The 16,881-nt window shown below is 61.4% G+C and carries 13 protein-coding genes; 6 read left to right on the forward strand and 7 right to left on the reverse strand.

Annotated features, from left to right (window positions below; translation table 11 throughout):
• Positions 1 to 152: 152 nt before the first annotated feature.
• The 6 genes from M0D68_RS33020 to garD form a co-directional block, all read right to left on the reverse strand.
• A complete protein-coding gene (locus tag M0D68_RS33020) occupies positions 153 to 1,505 on the reverse strand; it encodes a TRAP transporter large permease (RefSeq protein WP_054040217.1) in 1,353 nt (450 codons plus the stop codon).
• Positions 1,506 to 1,512: 7 nt separating this feature from the next.
• Complete coding sequence (locus M0D68_RS33025; RefSeq protein WP_200621969.1) at positions 1,513 to 1,992, reverse strand: TRAP transporter small permease; 480 nt, start codon at positions 1,990 to 1,992, stop codon at positions 1,513 to 1,515.
• A gap of 140 nt (positions 1,993 to 2,132) precedes the next feature.
• The gene (locus M0D68_RS33030; RefSeq protein ID WP_093646447.1) at positions 2,133 to 3,125 is read right to left on the reverse strand and encodes a TRAP transporter substrate-binding protein; all 993 of its coding nucleotides are present in this window, start codon (positions 3,123 to 3,125) and stop codon (positions 2,133 to 2,135) included.
• Positions 3,126 to 3,766: 641 nt separating this feature from the next.
• Positions 3,767 to 4,696: an SMP-30/gluconolactonase/LRE family protein gene (locus M0D68_RS33035; protein WP_211708798.1), complete on the reverse strand. Its 930-nt coding sequence runs from the start codon at positions 4,694 to 4,696 to the stop codon at positions 3,767 to 3,769.
• On the reverse strand, positions 4,693 to 5,535 hold the full coding sequence (locus M0D68_RS33040; protein ID WP_266226500.1) for an NAD(P)-dependent oxidoreductase: 843 nt from the start codon (positions 5,533 to 5,535) through the stop codon (positions 4,693 to 4,695). Before M0D68_RS33040 ends, M0D68_RS33035 begins: the two co-directional genes overlap by 4 nt.
• Positions 5,536 to 5,569: 34 nt before the next feature.
• Complete coding sequence (gene garD, locus M0D68_RS33045; RefSeq protein ID WP_200653857.1) at positions 5,570 to 7,159, reverse strand: galactarate dehydratase; 1,590 nt, start codon at positions 7,157 to 7,159, stop codon at positions 5,570 to 5,572.
• A 227-nt stretch (positions 7,160 to 7,386) separates the two neighbouring features.
• Here garD and kdgD point away from each other — a divergent pair, with 227 nt between their 5' ends.
• From kdgD to M0D68_RS33060, 3 genes are all read left to right on the forward strand, one after another.
• A complete protein-coding gene (gene kdgD, locus M0D68_RS33050) occupies positions 7,387 to 8,304 on the forward strand; it encodes a 5-dehydro-4-deoxyglucarate dehydratase (protein WP_093646437.1) in 918 nt (305 codons plus the stop codon).
• Between the two features lie 125 nt (positions 8,305 to 8,429).
• Positions 8,430 to 9,782 carry an MFS transporter gene (locus M0D68_RS33055; RefSeq protein WP_200621973.1) on the forward strand — a complete coding sequence of 451 codons (1,353 nt, stop codon included), beginning with the start codon at positions 8,430 to 8,432 and terminating at the stop codon, positions 9,780 to 9,782.
• A gap of 198 nt (positions 9,783 to 9,980) precedes the next feature.
• Entirely contained in the window at positions 9,981 to 10,724 is a 744-nt protein-coding gene (locus tag M0D68_RS33060; protein ID WP_054040224.1) for a FadR/GntR family transcriptional regulator, read from the forward strand.
• Positions 10,725 to 10,838: 114 nt separating this feature from the next.
• Here M0D68_RS33060 and M0D68_RS33065 read toward each other — a convergent pair whose 3' ends face one another.
• Positions 10,839 to 12,422: an aldehyde dehydrogenase (NADP(+)) gene (locus tag M0D68_RS33065; protein ID WP_266226502.1), complete on the reverse strand. Its 1,584-nt coding sequence runs from the start codon at positions 12,420 to 12,422 to the stop codon at positions 10,839 to 10,841.
• 259 nt (positions 12,423 to 12,681) lie between these two features.
• Between M0D68_RS33065 and garL the strand changes: the two genes are divergently transcribed.
• The 3 genes from garL to M0D68_RS33080 all read left to right on the forward strand — a co-directional run bounded on the left by garL (position 12,682) and on the right by M0D68_RS33080 (position 16,874).
• Positions 12,682 to 13,482: a 2-dehydro-3-deoxyglucarate aldolase gene (gene garL / locus M0D68_RS33070; protein WP_266226504.1), complete on the forward strand. Its 801-nt coding sequence runs from the start codon at positions 12,682 to 12,684 to the stop codon at positions 13,480 to 13,482.
• An 11-nt stretch (positions 13,483 to 13,493) separates the two neighbouring features.
• The gene (locus M0D68_RS33075; protein WP_093646426.1) at positions 13,494 to 14,408 is read left to right on the forward strand and encodes a 2-hydroxy-3-oxopropionate reductase; all 915 of its coding nucleotides are present in this window, start codon (positions 13,494 to 13,496) and stop codon (positions 14,406 to 14,408) included.
• A 270-nt stretch (positions 14,409 to 14,678) separates the two neighbouring features.
• Positions 14,679 to 16,874 carry a glycoside hydrolase family 28 protein gene (locus M0D68_RS33080; RefSeq protein WP_266226505.1) on the forward strand — a complete coding sequence of 732 codons (2,196 nt, stop codon included), beginning with the start codon at positions 14,679 to 14,681 and terminating at the stop codon, positions 16,872 to 16,874.
• The last annotated feature ends 7 nt before the right edge of the window (positions 16,875 to 16,881 follow it).

Consider the following 16,881-nt stretch of genomic DNA (forward strand, 5'->3'; position numbering starts at 1 on the left):
CGTACAGCGTCACGCTGCTCTGAGCGTGTGCGCCGAGGGCGACCAACCCAAGGGCCGAGGTTGCTATTACCTTTTTCATTTCTGCTCCTCTTTAAAAAACTTATTTGTCGTATCTGGCAGTGCCACGCCGGCGCTGACTCTTAATCAAGCATTCAAAACACCGGGTGACCATTGATCAGGCTAGGCAACCACGTCGAAAACATCGGTACGTACGTCACAATGTTGATCGCGCTGAAGATAGCCAGGTAATAAGGCCACGCCACCTTGGTGGTTTCACCTATCGACACATTGCCGATCGCGCAGCCGATGAACTGCACCGAACCAATCGGCGGATGCACGAGACCCAATGCGCAGTTCAGCAAAATCATGATGCCGAACTGAACAGGGCCGACGCCGGCATGCATCGCCATCGGCAGGAACAAGGGCGTGGTGATCAGGATGTGCGCGGCCATGTCGACGAACGTGCCGAGGAAGATCTGGATGATGTTGATGTAAAGCAGCATCAACCAGGGGAGGCTCGTTGCCCCGTCGAGCATGTGTTCGATGGCGTCGGGAATCTCCAGATAGGCCATCTGGTAGCGCAGCATGTTCGACACGCCGATCAGCAGCAACACCACGCCCGTGGTTTTAGCGGCCTTGGAGAGCGCATGAAAGAGCTTCTTCATCGTCATCGTGCGATAGATGACGATCGTCAGCACGAGCGAATAAGCCACTGCGATAGCGGCGGCCTCCGTCGCTGTAGCAATACCTTTGGCCACGCAGAACAGAATGATCGCGATCACCATCAAGCCGGGCAATGCGCCGAGGAACGTGCGGGCCACCGCAAACCAGCCGGGAAAGCGCTGCAGTTCGGTCGAGCCGTCAGGACGGCGCGGATAGCCGAACTTGACCGCTTGCCAGTACGCGGCGATGAGCACGAAACCCATCACCCAAAGCACCGGCAACAGACCAGAAAACAACAGATCGCCGATCGACACGCCGCTCATCTGGTGACCGTTCAACGTCCCGGTGATGCCTTGGGCGGCGAACGCATAGATGATCATGTTCGTCGACGTGGGCATCAGCGCGCCCGCCAGCGACGAATGGGTCGTCACGTTGACCGCATAGGCCGCGCTGTAGCCTTCGCGCTTCATCAGCGGAATGACGACGCCGCCCATGGCCGACGTGTCTGCCGTCGGCGAACCGGACACACCGCCGAACAGCGTGCACGCGACCACGTTAGCCATGCCGAGCCCACCGCGGAAATGGCCTACCGTGGCCTGAGCAAAGCGCAGGATGCGGTCGGCGATACCACCGTGCAACATCAACTCGCCGGAGAAAATGAAGAACGGGACCGCGAGAAACGAAAACGCGTTCATTCCCGAAATCATCGACTGCATGGCGGTGGCCGCCGGCAAGCCTTCATACAGATACGTCAGGACGCACGAGAGTCCCAACGCGAACGAAACAGGAACCCCGAATACGAGGAAGACGAGGAAACTAACTGAGAGGATGGCAAGTTCCATGATTCTTCTATTTTTGTTTCTGTGCGAAAAGCCCCAGCAGGTTCTCGAACGAGAACAGAGCGATGCAGGCGCTGGCAATGACCGGAATCAGATATCGAAGCGCTTCCGGAAGGCCCAGGATCGGGATCTTGTCGTCCATCGTCGTCTCCGCCATCTGCCAGCAGCCGAAGAAAATCGCCACGGCCAGCACGATCAGGCAAATATGCTGGAACGCATGGGCGATCGTCTGGCCTTTCGGCGGCAGCTTCTTGACTAGCGAGTCGAGCCCGATGTGGCCGCCTTCGCGAACCTTGAGCGCAGCGCCGAACATGGCGATCACAATCACCAGCAGGAGGGCAATGGGTTCGACAAAATCCGGTGCATCGCTGAAGACATAGCGCATCACGACGCTATAAATCACCAACAGGCACAGCGTGGCGAGACTCGCCGACGCCACGATCACCAGCACGCGGAAGAGAAAATCGTTTGGGCGTTTCATGAATCTCATTGACCCCATCCTTGCATACAGCGGACTTATATTTGATCTTCAGGATTCCTGCTAACCATCACCGGCGCAGGAAACCGCGCGGCGGGAAGAACCAGCAGCGCGTGCTGCACGGCCCTTCGCCACCGCGTTACGTCCAAAACTTATTTGACTGCCTGGATTTCGTCGACGAGTTGCTTCATTTGCGGCGTCTTTTCATACTTCGCCCAGACCGGTTGCATCGCCTTCACGAAAGCAGGACGGTCGATCTGCGACGCGGTAACGATCGTCGCGCCGCCCTTGGTGACCGTCTTTGCCGCGTCGGCTTCACGCGCGGTCCACAGCTTGGTGTAGTAAGGCACTGAGTCGGCCGCCGCCTTCTTGATGATGTCCTGTTCCTGCGGCGTCAGCGTGTCCCACACCTTCTTGGAGAACACCAGCACTTCCGGCGTCATCGAATGCTGGGTTTCGGAATAGACCTGCGCGACTTCGAAGTGCTTGGTCTCTTCGTACGACGGCAGGTTGTTTTCCGCGCCATCCACCAGACCCGTCTTCAGGCCCGTATAGACTTCGGCGAACGGCATCGGCGTCGGCGTGCCGCCCATCGCCTTGATTTCGTCGACCATCAGATCCGACGGCTGCACGCGTACCTTGAGGCCCTTCATGTCGGCGGGAGAATGGATGGCCTTCTTCGCGTACATCGAGCGCGCGCCGCTCTCATAGAACGTCAGCGCGATCATGCCCTTCGCCTTGAAGGCGTCGAGAATCTTCTGGCCTTCCGGGCCGTACATCACCTTGCGGAAATGGTCGATGTCGCGGAACAGGAACGGCAGCGACGGAATCATCGATTCAGGCACGATCTCGTTGAAGGCTGCACCGTTGGCGCGCGCCATATCCAGTGCGCCGATACGCACCTGATCGATCGTGTCGTTTTCGGAACCCAGCGCGCTGTTGCCGAAGACCTTCACGGAATCCTTGCCACCGGTTGCCTTGCTGATTTCTTCACCCATATATTTCACGGCCATATTGGTCGGATAGGTGTCGCCATGCACGTCCGACACGCGGAACACGCGCGCGTGTGCCGATACGGTGCTGAACGCCAGCACGGAGGCCGCGACAATCATCGAAACACGGGAAGAGGCAAACTTGTTTTTCATCGTGACATTCCTTGAAATTAGATCATCCGGATGCGGAGGGCCGCTTACGAAGGACCGCTTTCGCGGGGTCGCTTACGGAAGGCCGCTTACGGATGCGACATGGTTTTGATGCGTCTCCCGGCTCCACGCACGCAACCCCTGTGGGTAGCGTGCGGTTTGCCGTGCTGGCCTGTTCTGCTTCCCCGGAACAGATGCTCAGCACTCCTGTCAGACAACTCGACTTCTTTGCTTCGACTGCTTCGGCATGAACCCCGCGCGCGTTGGTCATGCGCGCAGAGAACGCTGCCCTCTTTGTCCAGCGCCCCAAAACCATCTTGAAATGAATTTGTTGGGGCTCATATGTTGTACGACGACATATGAAGTCTATAAAACGTGGTATGAGTTGTACAGCCGGTATTTACCCGCACGACAGCGGGTTAGACGTAAAAGTTTCTGAGTCGAAATCCGGCCTTAAAGCTATGCCAGAAAGGGATGCGAGCAAAATCTCCGCTTCGCAGATTTATATTTTTCGTAGGGAGGAAGATGACCCGAGAGTGGCATTTTTGCCACTATGTTGTACGACAAGTGATGAATAAAAGGCTGCAACTGTTGGGCGCCGGCGTGCTAATTCCCCGGCGCCCCGCCTCATTCACGTCGCTTATTCAGAGTTCGCCCGCGTATTCGGGCTCAGGCAGCCCGGTCACAGCGGGGCGAACGGCGAACAGGTGGCCGTCGTGTTCACTCGCGCCCGTCGCGGGACGGATCGACGTCACGAACAGCGTGTCCAGATCCCGGCCGCCGAACGCGCACATCGCGGGCTTCACGGCCGGCACGGCAATCTGCCGATCGAGCTTGCCTTGCGGCGTAAAGCGCAGCAAGAGGCCGGCGTCGTTTGCGCAAATCCAGTAGCAGCCGTCCGCATCCACGGCTGCGCCGTCGGGACGACCAGCGTAATCATGCAGATCAGCGAATACGCGCCGATTGCGCGGCTCGCCCGCTTCGATGTCGTAATCGAACGCCCAGATTTGCCGGCGCAGAGGATGCGAGTCCGACAGATACATCGTGGTTCCATCCGGCGACCACGCCAGACCGTTTTGCGTGATCAACGCGTCGACAACCGGCGCCGACAACACGCCGCGCTCGTCGAAGCGATAGAGTGCGCCCGCAGGATTTGCCGCTGCCATATCCTGCACCATCGTGCCGGACCAGAAGCGCCCTTGCCGATCGCAACGGCCGTCGTTGAAGCGCATATCGTCGAAAGCGAAGTGCGGCGCGGCGAGCTTTCTGCCCGTCACCTTCATCGCTTCGCGACGGGGCGCGCCTTCAGTCAGCGTGACAGCGAAGAGCCCCGTCTCACAGCCAGCCAGGACCGTGCCGTGATGATCGAAGGCGATGCACGCCACCTTCTCCGGCAATTGCCACTCGGTGCGCTCTCCAGAATCGATCCGCTGCCGCACAATCTTTTGCGCCGGAATATCCACCCAGTAGAGCGCCTGTTCAGCGGCACGCCATACCGGGCTCTCGCCGACTGACGCGGGCGCCTGCCCTGCCGCTTCGACACGCTCCACCCGCGGGTTCGTCAAGCCGCTCACCGCTTCGGCTCCATCGGACCGGCCAGCACGAACGGGCCACCCTGGAAATGCTGTGTCGGATCGTCGAGGTCGGCGGTAGGCGCCGTGACCGGAAAGAGGTGCTCGAACTCGATCGAACTGTCCTGCGGACGAAAACCAAGGAACGCCGCCTTGGTGTTGTCAACCCACTTGGTCCGGTTATCCGACACACCATAAACAATTGCGTGGCCAACCCGGTTGGTGAACAGCGAGCAGCGCACCAGTTCGATAAAGTCGCGATAGCTCAGATAGGTGACGAGCATGCGCGGATTCTTCGGCTGCTCGAACGACGAGCCGATCCGCAGACACACCGTCTCGAGACCAAAGCGATCGAAGTAATAGCGCGACAGCGATTCGCCGAAGCACTTCGTCACGCCATACAGGCTGTCGGGACGCAGCGGCGCGTCGATATCGACCACCGACGTCGTGGGATGAAAACCCACCGCATGATTCGAGCTCGCGTACACGATGCGCTTCACGCCCTGCTTCTGCGCCGCCGAATAAAGGTTGTACAGGCCGCGGATATTCGCTTCGAGCAGATCTTCGAACGGCGCCTCGACGGAGATGCCGCCCAGATGCACGACCGCATCCACGCCTTCCAGCAGCGCGTGAACGGCGGCTTCATCTGCGAGGTCCACGATCGATGCTTCTTCGTGCGCCGCCACTTCGCCCAGCGGCGCGATATCGGTGACGCGCACGACATCGGCCCATGCAGCGAGCGCACCGCGCAACTGCTGGCCGAGGTTGCCGGCAGCGCCGGTGAGCAGAAGACGGCGGAAAGGTTTCTGCGCCGCCGGGCGGTCGAGGTTCGAGTCAGTCATGTCTCAGTCTTTGTCGTGATTACGATCGGTACTATCAGGTCACCGGCGCTGGATTGAACAGCGTCAACGCATTGTGGAGTTTGAGTTTCTCCGCGCACGTCTCTTTACGTCCGCTTGCGACGTCGAGCATCAGGCGGAACAGCTCCCAACCCACGTCTTCGATCGTCGCTGCGCCGGTCGCAATAGTACCGGCGTTGATATCCATCAGATCGTGCCAGCGGCGCGCGAGATCGGAGCGCGTCGCGACCTTGATGACGGGCACTTCCGCGAGGCTGTACGGCGTGCCGCGGCCGGTCGTGAACACATGCAGGTTGATGCCCGCCGCGACCTGCAGCGTGCCGCAGATGAAGTCGCTCGCCGGCGTGGCCGCGTAAATCAGGCCCTTCTGCTTGACCTTTTCACCTGGCGACAACACACCGGAGATGGCCGAGTTGCCCGACTTAATGATCGAGCCCATCGCCTTTTCAACGATGTTCGACAGGCCGCCCTTCTTGTTGCCGGGCGTGGTGTTGGCGCTGCGGTCCGCGCCGCCGCGCTTCAGATAATCGTCGTACCACTGCATCTCGCGGATGATCGCAGCCGCCACGTCCGCGTTGGCCGCGCGTGCCGTCAGTTGATCGACACCGTCGCGCACTTCGGTGACTTCGGAGAACATCACCGTCGCCCCCGCGCGCACCAACAAATCGGTAGCGAAGCCCACGGCGGGGTTGGCGGTCAGCCCGGAAAACGCATCGCTGCCGCCGCACTGCACGCCGATCACCAGATCGGAGGCCGGGCAGGTCTCGCGGCGGCGATTGTTCAGCCGCTTCAGATGGCCCTCGGCCATTCGCATGATCGACTCGATCATCGACTGGAAGCCGACGTGCGCATCGTCCTGAAGCACCACAACGTCACCGTTCAGATCGGCCTCGACGTCGCCGATGTCGGCCACTTCAGCGACATTCGCAGCAGCGGCAATCGGAATCGTGCCCGGCGGCATCAGGCGTTCAGGCTGCAGCTTCTCGCAGCCGAGGCTGACCATCATCACTTCGCCGCCGAAGTTCGGATTCAGGCTGATGTTTCGCACGGTGCGGATCGGCACCATTGCGTCCGGCGCGTCGATCGCGACGCCGCAACCATAGGTGTGGCCGAGGCTCACCACGTCGTCGACGTTCGGATAGTGCGGCAGCAGTTCTGCCTTGATACGCGTAACCGCGTGCTGAACTACATCAGCAACGCATTGCACCGTGGTCGTGATGGCTAGAATGTTGCGCGAGCCGACCGAGCCGTCGGCATTGCGATAGCCTTCGAACGTGAAGCCTTCCAGCGGCGGCATCTCCGGCGCCTTGATGGTGGCGATCGGCAGATCTTCCAGCCCCGGCGGGCTCGGCATGCGGATCACGTGTTCGTTGATCCAGCTGCCCTTCGGCAAATCCTTGAGCGCGTAGCCAATCACCACGTTGTAGCGGATGACCTCGTCGCCTTCCGCGAGATCGGCAAGCGCGACTTTGTGCCCCTGCGGAACACGCTCGCGCAGCGCGAGGCCATCGGGAAATACGGCGCCCTCACCCAGACCGCCGTCGTTGACGACAATCGCGACATTGTCATTGGGGTGAACGCGAATGTAGAGCGGGGTTTGTTCCATGACATCGATCCTTGTGGCGATTTCACGCCTGCTGCACCAACTGTTGCGTCAATCATTCATACGTCATCCTACAACATGAAAGATTGCCCAGACGTTCCGTATTTACCCTATGGCGCGCATTATGCCGTGAAAACATCGTTGAGTTAGCCGAATTGTTGTTGTACGATGACGTATAAGAAATCATCATTTCTAAATACCGACCCCATTCGACGCCCTGGATACCCATCATGACGACACCGCAGGAACTGAAGCAGATCGTTTCGGAAGGCCTTCTGTCCTTCCCCGTTACCGACTTCGACGAACAAGGCGATTTCCGCGCCGACACCTATGCCGAGCGCCTCGAATGGCTCGCGCCTTACGGCGCCTCGGCGCTGTTCGTCGCCGGCGGCACGGGCGAATTCTTCTCGCTCACGCATAACGACTACTCGAACGTCGTGCGTACGGCAACCGAAGTCTGCAAAGGCAAAGTACCGATTCTCGCCGGCGCCGGCGGCCCGACCCGCGTCGCAATCGCGTATGCCCAGGAAGCCGAACGTCACGGCGCGAACGGCATTCTGCTGATGCCCCACTACCTGACCGAAGCCTGCCAGGAAGGCATCGCGGCGCACGCCGAAGAAGTCTGCAAGTCCGTGCCGAACATGGGCGTGATCATCTACAACCGCGCGAACTCCAAGCTTAACGCCGACATGCTCGAAGGGCTGGCCGAGCGCTGCCCCAACCTGATCGGCTTCAAGGACGGTGTGGGCGAGATCGAGAACATGGTGTCGATCCGCCGCCGCCTCGGCGACCGCTTCTCCTATCTCGGCGGCCTGCCTACCGCTGAAGTCTACGCCGCGGCCTACAAGGCGCTGGGCGTGCCGGTGTACTCGTCGGCCGTGTTCAACTTCATCCCGAAGACCGCGATGGACTTCTATCGCGCGATTGCCGCGAACGACCACGCGACGGTCGGCAAGCTGATCGACGAATTCTTCCTGCCGTATCTGGCGATCCGCAACCGCCGCCAGGGCTACGCGGTCAGCATCGTGAAGGCCGGCGCGAAGCTGGTCGGCCACAGCGCAGGTCCGGTGCGCGCACCGCTGACCGATCTGACCGAAGAAGAAATGGCGCAACTCGACGTGCTGATCAAGAAGCTCGGCGCGCAGTAACACAGCAAGGCGCCAAGCCGTGCGAGCCTGGCCGAACTGGCTCGAGCACGCGGCACCGTAAAGAGCGTCCGGGACGGCAACGTCGCCGGGCGCTTTTTCACAGATAAAAAGTTCAGGAGATGACAATGGAAATGAGCCGCACCGCGAGCCCCGCCCATGTCGCAAAGCGCACCAAGGTCCGCTACGGGATTCTGTTGCTGATCTTTGTGATCACGACATTCAATTACGCGGACCGCGCCACGCTCTCAGTAACCGGATCCGCGATGCGCGCCGAGTTCGGTTTCGACGCGATCAGGATGGGTTACATCTTCTCCGCGTTCAGCTGGGCCTATGTTCTGTCGCAATTGCCGGCGGGGTGGCTGCTCGACCGTTTCGGCGCGCGGCGCGTCTACGCGGCGAGCATTTTCCTGTGGTCGTTGTTTACGCTGCTGCAAAGCTCGATCGGCCTGCTGGGCAGCGCAGCCGCCGCCGTCATCGCGCTGTTCGTGCTGCGCTTCGCAATGGGCGCCGCTGAATCCCCGGCGTTTCCGGCCAATGCCAAGGTCGTGGCGAGCTGGTTTCCCACCAACGAACGCGGCACTGCCTCCGCCATTTTCAATTCAGCGCAATACTTCGCAGCGGTCATTTTCACGCCGCTGATGGCCTGGCTGACCCATGCGTTCGGCTGGCACGCGGTCTACCTCGTGATGGGCGTGGCCGGACTGTTACTCGCCCTCACCTGGCTGAAGGTGATGAAGAACCCCGCCGATCACCCGCGTGTCTCGCGTGCCGAACTCGACTACATCGAACAGGGCGGCGGCGTGGTGAACGGGCACACGAAAGCAGCCCGGGCTGCGGACGTCGCCGGCACCGGTGGCTGGTCGCTCGTGCGTCAACTGCTGACCAACCGCATGCTCGTCGGCGTCTATCTCGCCCAGTACTGCATCAACGTGCTGACCTACTTCTTCCTGACCTGGTTTCCGATCTACCTCGTGCAGGCGCGCGGCATGACGATTCTGCAGGCGGGTCTGGTGGCGTCGCTGCCGGCGATCTGCGGATTCTCCGGCGGCGTGCTGGGCGGCATCCTGTCCGATGGGCTGATCCGGCGCGGGCATTCGCTCACCATCGCGCGCAAGGTGCCGATTGTCGGCGGCATGCTGCTGTCGGTGTGCATTATCGGCTGCAACTATGTTTCGACCGACTGGATCGTCGTCGCGCTCATGTCGCTCGCGTTCTTCGGCAAGGGTATCGGCGCACTCGGCTGGGCCGTAGTGGCGGATACGTCGCCGAAAGAGGCACTCGGTCTGTCGGGCGCGATCTTCAATATGTTCGGCAATGTCGCCGGCATCGTGACGCCCATCGTGATCGGCTATCTCGTCGCGAAGACCGGGTCGTTCAACGGCGCGCTGGTTTTCGTCGGCCTGAACGCCCTGCTGACGGTGTTCAGCTATCTCGTGATCGTGAAAGACATCAAACGGGTCGAACTGCGCCGCGGCTAGCAGTCAGGCTGTTATCGTACTTCCCGGGGCGCCTACAAATTAACGCGGCTTGTCCGCCAGGCGCCTGAAACCGGGCATCGACGCCTGGTCCGACACCGATGCCGAAATTGATCCGGCGTTTATATAATCAGTCGTCAGACGACGGTATAATGAATCGCAAGAAGTACCTGCAACTATCTGATTCAAGGGGCGTTTTCGATGGCTACACCACTGGCATCCGCAGCACCGCCACGGCGCGCGCGCAATCTTGCCGAGTTTGTCGTCAGCTACGTCACCGAGCAAATCGCGTCTAACGCCTTGAAGCCCGGCGACAAACTGCCGACCGAATCGCAATTGATGGTCACGCTGAGCGTGAGCCGCACCGTCATCCGTGAAGCGATTTCACGCTTGCAGGCGGGCAAGATCATCGAGACGCGCCATGGCATCGGCAGTTTCGTGCTGGAACCGCAGCGCGAAAAGCTGGGCATCGACATGGTGCCCGCCACCACCTTGCGCGACGTGCTGTCGATCCTGGAACTGCGCATCAGCCTTGAAACGGAATGCGCGGGTCTCGCCGCTCAGCGGGCCAAACCAGACGACCTCGCGCGCATGCGCGCCGCGCTCGACGCGATTGAAGCCACCCGCCACAACGGGCTGGATAGCGTCGATGCCGACCTGCAGTTCCATATCTCCGTGGCGCGCGCAACCGGCAACCGGTATTTCGTCGACATCCTCACGCAAATGGGCAGCGCGCTGATTCCGCGCAACCGGCTCGACTCGGCGGGGATCGCGCGTGCTGAACCCGACGCGTATCTGTCGCTCGTCAACCTGGAGCACGAAAGCATTCTCGAGGCGATCACGCGGCACGACGCCGAAGGCGCGCGCGCGGCGATGCGCATGCACCTGTCGAATAGCCGCGAGCGGCTGCGGCGCGCCAACGAAGCGGCGGAAGCAAATAGCTGATTCCTTGCGCTGAGCAAGGTCTGATTCATCACGCTGAATGCAAAAATGGCCGGGATATCCCGGCCATTTTTTTGTCTCATGCGGCGCCCACTTGGGCGCCGCTCACGGCTTCGCTTAGCTGCGCGTGATCTCGCCGTCACGACGACGCCACAGGTCCAGCGGGTTGGCGTCGGCCAGCGCTTCCGGCAGCAGATCGGCCGGGAAATCCTGATAGCACACCGGACGCAGGAAGCGCTCGATCGACGTCGTCCCCACTGACGTCGCCCGGCTATCGGACGTCGCCGGGAACGGGCCGCCATGCACCATCGCGTGCGAAACCTCGACGCCGGTCGGGAAACCGTTGACCAGAATCCGGCCGGCCTTGCGCTCGAGAATCGGCACCAGCTTCTTCGCCGCTGCCAGATCCGCGCTATCCATCTGCACCGTGGCGGTCAGCTGACCGTCGAAGTGCTCGGCGACGGCGAGCAATTCCTGCTCGTCCTTGCAGCGCACGATGGTCGACGCAGGCCCGAAAACCTCGTCCTCCAGTGCCGGTGTGGACAGGAAAGTCTGCGCGTCGGTAACGAACAAAGCTGCGCAAGCCTGCGTCGGTCCTGTCGCGTCGATGCCGCGCGCAACCGCCTCGACGCCGCGCGTCGCCGCCAGCTTGTCCTCGCCCTCTTCATAGGCCGCGTGAATGCCGGGGGTCAGCATGGTCTGCGCCGGCTTGCCGCTCAGCGCTTCGGACGCCGTTGCAACGAAACCTTTGAGTGCGTCGCTGTCAATGGCGATCGCGAGCCCCGGGTTGGTACAGAACTGGCCCGCGCCGAGCACCAGCGAATCGACGAAGCCACGCGCGATGGTCTCACCGCGTTGCGACAGCGCGTTCGACAGGAGGAACACCGGGTTGATGCTGCTCATTTCCGCGTAGACCGGAATCGGCTCGGCCCGGGCAGCCGCGACGCGCATCAGCGACGTGCCGCCGGCGCGCGAACCCGTGAAGCCCACCGCCTTGATCGCCGGATGCGCGACCAGCGCTTCACCGACCGAATTGCCGGCGCCGACGATCATCGAGAACACGCCTTCAGGCAAGTCCATGTCCTGCGCGACTTGCTGAATCACACGACCGACCATCTCCGAGGTGCCCAGGTGAGCACGATGCGCCTTCACCACCACCGGGCAGCCTGCCGCGAGCGCCGCAGCGGTATCGCCGCCCGCCACTGAAAACGCGAGCGGGAAGTTGCTGGCGCCGAACACGGCGACCGGGCCCAGCGGAATCTTTTGCATCCGTAGGTCGGAACGCGGCAGCGGCTTGCGCTCGGGCAACGGTGAATCGAGCGTGGCGGCGAGCCATTGGCCGGCGCGTACGACTTGCGCGAACAGTTTGAGCTGGCCAGTCGTGCGGCCGCGCTCGCCTTCGAGGCGCGCCTTCGGCAAGCCGGACTCTTCGTGCGCACGCTGGATCAGCGCGTCGCCGAGCGCCGTGATGCCGTCCGCGATACGCTCCAGAAACTCGGCGCGCACCGTGAGCGGCAGGTGCCGGTACGGGTCGAACGCTTTCTGTGCGAGTTCACAGGCGAGTTCGACATTCGCGACCGAGCCGCTGCCGAACACCGGTTCGGCGATGTCGGATCCCGTGGCGGGATTGAACGCGCGCAGGGGTTTTTCCTCGCCGCGCACTGCTTTGCGGCCAATCAGCATTTCGCCGGTAATAGACATTTCGCTTTCCTTGGATGGACATCTTAGATATAGGTCATCCTACAACATTGAGTAACCTATGCGCAACCTGAAACCCTTGCTCAGCGAGGAATTCGGGTTTACGTGGCCGTTACAACCAATCGGTCCGATGCTAATCTTCATTAAGATGTACGACGACCTATAACATTTCAATCAGTAAACGTCGGAGCTTGCCCGCTTATATCTGCCAGCTTATTTGCCAGTTTACCTGCCCGCTCAATCGCAGCTCGAGGAGACACCCATGACAGCCGCCACGCCTTACCAGCCTTTGCCCAATAGCTTTCGCCGCGCCGTCTGCAGCGGCGAAACCCTGATCGGCTGCTGGGCTTCGCTTGCCAGCCCGATTGCTACGGAGCTGCTTGGCATTGTCGGCTTCGACTGGATGCTGCTGGATGCCGAGCATGCACCGAACGACGTTCTGACGCTGATCCCCCAGTTGATGGCGCTCAAGGACAGCCCGAGCGCGCCGGTGGTGCGGCCGCCGGCCAACGACAGCGTGTTCATCAAGCGACTCCTCGACAGCGGCTTCTCGAATTTTCTGGTGCCGTTCGTCGATAGCGCCGAAGACGCGGTGCGCGCTGTCGCCGCGACGCGTTACCCGCCGCAGGGTATCCGCGGCGTCTCGGTGAGCCAACGAGGCAATCGCTATGCGACCGTTGCCAATTACTTCGATATCGCCAACGACAACGTCTGCGTCATCGTTCAGATCGAGAGCCGCAAGGCGGTCGATAATATCGACGAGATCCTCGCCGTGGACGGCGTCGATGCCGTATTCGTCGGACCGTCCGATCTTGCGGCTGCCTACGGCCACATCGGCAACCCGAACCATGCCGACGTGCAACAGGCCATAGCGCGCGTCTTCGAGCGCGCACAGGCGGCCGGCAAGCCGAGCGGCATCCTCGCGCCCGTGCAGGCCGACGCGGAGCGCTATATCTCGATGGGCTGCCGCGTCATCGCGGTCTGTGCCGATATGGGGCTGCTGAAAGCCGCAGCGCAGACCGTTCAAAAACACTTCATGCAGAAACAGGCGGACCGGAAGTAAGGACGGCCACCATGACATCTCCGGAGATTTCCATGCAAAAAGCAGGCTTTATCGGACTCGGCATCATGGGCAAGCCCATGGCCGCCAACCTTCTCAAGAACGGCGTGGCTCTCGCGGCGTTTACGCGCAGCGGCGTTCCAGACGAACTCACCCAGGCCGGCGCCGTCGCGTGCGACAGCCCAGCCGCCGTGGCCGCGCATGCCGACGTGATCTTCGTCATGGTGCCGGATACGCCGGACGTCGAACGCGTGCTGTTTGGCGAACACGGCCTCGCCGAGGCCTTGCGCCCCGGACAGACGGTGGTCGACATGAGCTCGATTTCGCCGATGGCCACCCGTGACTTCGCAGCCCGCGTCCGTGAGCGCGGCGCGGACTATATGGACGCACCCGTTTCAGGCGGCGAGGTCGGCGCCAAGGCCGGTTCGCTGACCATCATGGTGGGTGGCGAGCCGGCGACTTTCGATAGCGTGAAGCCGCTCTTCGACATGATGGGCAAGAACGTCACGCTGATCGGCGCTGTCGGCGCGGGCCAGGTGTGCAAGGTGGCCAATCAGGTCATCGTCGCCGCGACGATCGAGGCCGTCGGCGAAGCGCTGCTGCTCGCCTCCAAAGCCGGTGTCGATCCGGCGCGTGTACGCGAAGCACTGATGGGCGGCTTTGCGTCCTCGCGCATTCTCGAAGTACACGGTGAACGGATGACGAAGCGCACCTTCGACCCGGGCTTCCGGATCGAGCTCCACCAGAAGGATCTGAATCTCGCGCTCTCGACGGCCCAGGCGCTCGGCGTCTCATTGCCGAATACAGCCACCTGCCAGCAGCTCTTCAACGCCTGCGTGGCGCATGGCGGCAAAGCATGGGATCACTCCGCCATGGTGCGCGCGCTCGAAATACTCGCCAATCACGAGATCGGCCAGAAGACCGCTTAAGCCCGCAAGTCCAACTTGCAGCGCCGTCTCCGCCTGCTCTATGCAAATAGAGAAGATGGAACGGCGCACGCCGCGTTAGGCGTCCCAGCGAATCTTCACAGCAACCCAACCACACTCATCAACAAAGTTTTATTACAAATATTAAGGATGACTGATGGCCATGCAAACGGGTTCGATATTCGGCGCTGATTCAAGCGACGGATTGAAGAGGCATGGCCCATCGAAAACTGACGATTACTTACAACGCCCGCAAAGGGCAAGGAGACATCCGTGGCATCTAAAGATAAAAACAACGGCAAGCCGGCGACATCGAGAATCCGCAGCCAGGACGAACCCAACTCACCTAAACGCAGAGCGTTTATCGTGCTCGCGGGAACCTCCGCGGGCGCAACCCTGCTAGGCGGACTGTCCGCCTGCGGCGGCAGCAGCGGCTCTTTAAGCGCTACGACACCCGTGTCGACTACGCCAACCGCAGCTGCGGACCCAATCTGGGGACCAACCGGCCAGGCAACGGCGATTATCAACAAGCTTGCGGGCATCACCACGTCGACGTTCCCCGCGGTTGATTTCCAGGTGACGGGCTACGGCGCACGGACGCTGCCGGCGTCCGCCTTGATCCAGGCAAGCGCGTGGCCCGGTGGCGCGATTTCATGGGTGACGGGCGCGCAGGCCGCGACGTCGCCGCAAAGCCCCGGCTCGAACGTGATGGTGCCGTGGGATATGACGGACACCGCCTATGATTCGTGCTCCGCGTTCAATGCCGCGATTCAGGCCGCGCATGCGGTGGGCGGCGGGCGCGTGGTGGTGTCTGCGGGCAACTGGTACTGCGGCGGCCCAATCGTTCTCCTGAGCAACGTGAATTTCCATTTGAGTTCCGGTTGCACGATCTATTTCAGCCCGAACCCGGCTGACTACGCGAAGAACGGTCCGTACCCGACTGCGAACGGCAATCTGTACTGGACACGCTGGCAGGCGAACGACTGCCTGAACTTCGGCTCGCCGATCTATGCGTACCAGCAGAACAACATCGCGCTGACCGCCGCCGACAACACCTGCGTTCTGAACGGTCAGGCAATGACGCCGATGCAGTTGAGCACCAAGCCGCCGACGTCATGCTGGTGGACCTTCAAGGGCACGAGCAGCGCGTACGGTTACGTGAAACCGGCTTCGGGAGGCACACCGGTTTCGCAAGCCGACGCCAACACGGGCACCACCTCCTACCCGGGCAACGCCGGCACCTACCCGGCCAGCACTGCCCTGACGAGTCTGCCCGCGGCCCAGGTCACGAATCCGCAAGCCAACGTGTCGTTCACGAATCAGGATGGCACGACGACGACGCTGATGAACCTGCTCACGGTTTCGGGCTGGAATCAGGACCAGAACTACCTGCCCGCGCTGTCGGAACTCGGCGTGCCGGTCGTTAATCGCGTCTTCGGCCTCGGCCACTTTCTGCGTCCATGCATGGTCGAATTCATCGGCTGCACCAATGTGCTGCTGCAGAATTACCACACGCAGAACACGCCGTTCTGGCAGCACCATCCGACCGATTGCACGAACGTGGTGATCGACGGCGTGTTTGCCGACAGCATCGGCCCGAACAACGACGGCTTCGACCCGGATGCGTGTAACAACGTGCTGGTGCAGAACGTTCAGTTCAATACCGGCGACGACTGCATCGCGATCAAATCCGGCAAGTGCCTCGACACGGAGTACGGCCCGATGCAGAACATCGTGGTCCAGAACTGCACGATGCAGAGTGGCCACGGCGGCCTCACGATCGGCAGCGAAATGAGCGCGGGTGTGGAAAACGTCTACGCACGCAATCTGACGATGCAGAACGAGAATTGGGCGACCAATCCGCTGAATATCGCGCTTCGCTTCAAGACCAACATGAACCGTGGTGGCTTCATCAACAACGTGTGGATCAATGGTGTGACGCTGCCCAATGGCGTGAACCTGGCAGGGAAATACGGCGGCGGCGCGCTGGGTTCGAGCGTTCCCAGTTCGGTCCCCGGTACAGGCACGGTCGGTCTTGCGGCAAACCCGTCTACCGGACAGGGCGGCCTGATCACGTTCGACTGCGATTACAGCCCATCGGGCGATTCGGTACGCTGGAACCCGGCGACGATCAACAACGTCAACATCACGAACGTGAATGCGACCAACGTGTCGGGTACGGTGAGCTACGCGATGCCGACAGGCTTCTCCGCGACATCGGCCTCGTGCTTTCAGGCAATCGTCGCGCAGGGTCCGGTGGCTGCGGACTACAACGGTCCGCTACCCGTGCCGACAGTGCAGCCGATTACCGGCGTGACGATCTCGAACTGCAACCTCGGAACGCCGATCTGCGTGGGCCCCGCAACGACGACTACGCCAGGGCCGGTCTTTGTGAGCAACGTGAAATCCATCACGCTCAGCAATGTGGTGATCGGTGGCGTCACGTATAACAGCTCGCTGGTAGGCTGATGGGCAA

The organism is Paraburkholderia sp. SEWSISQ10-3 4 (genome assembly GCF_030464785.1).
Classification (GTDB): Bacteria; Pseudomonadota; Gammaproteobacteria; order Burkholderiales; family Burkholderiaceae; genus Paraburkholderia; species Paraburkholderia aspalathi.

Bases quoted from the DNA above. Each gene is read 5' to 3' on its own strand.
- M0D68_RS33065 (WP_266226502.1), bottom strand. From the start codon at position 12,422: ATGTCTATTACCGGCGAAATGCTGATTGGCCGCAAAGCAGTGCGCGGC.
- garL (WP_266226504.1), top strand. From the start codon at position 12,682: ATGACAGCCGCCACGCCTTACCAGCCTTTGCCCAATAGCTTTCGCCGC.
- M0D68_RS33020 (WP_054040217.1), bottom strand. From the start codon at position 1,505: ATGGAACTTGCCATCCTCTCAGTTAGTTTCCTCGTCTTCCTCGTATTC.
- M0D68_RS33030 (WP_093646447.1), bottom strand. From the start codon at position 3,125: ATGAAAAACAAGTTTGCCTCTTCCCGTGTTTCGATGATTGTCGCGGCC.
- kdgD (WP_093646437.1), top strand. From the start codon at position 7,387: ATGACGACACCGCAGGAACTGAAGCAGATCGTTTCGGAAGGCCTTCTG.
- M0D68_RS33060 (WP_054040224.1), top strand. From the start codon at position 9,981: ATGGCTACACCACTGGCATCCGCAGCACCGCCACGGCGCGCGCGCAAT.
- M0D68_RS33055 (WP_200621973.1), top strand. From the start codon at position 8,430: ATGGAAATGAGCCGCACCGCGAGCCCCGCCCATGTCGCAAAGCGCACC.
- garD (WP_200653857.1), bottom strand. From the start codon at position 7,159: ATGGAACAAACCCCGCTCTACATTCGCGTTCACCCCAATGACAATGTC.
- M0D68_RS33075 (WP_093646426.1), top strand. From the start codon at position 13,494: ATGACATCTCCGGAGATTTCCATGCAAAAAGCAGGCTTTATCGGACTC.
- M0D68_RS33025 (WP_200621969.1), bottom strand. From the start codon at position 1,992: ATGAGATTCATGAAACGCCCAAACGATTTTCTCTTCCGCGTGCTGGTG.
- M0D68_RS33040 (WP_266226500.1), bottom strand. From the start codon at position 5,535: ATGACTGACTCGAACCTCGACCGCCCGGCGGCGCAGAAACCTTTCCGC.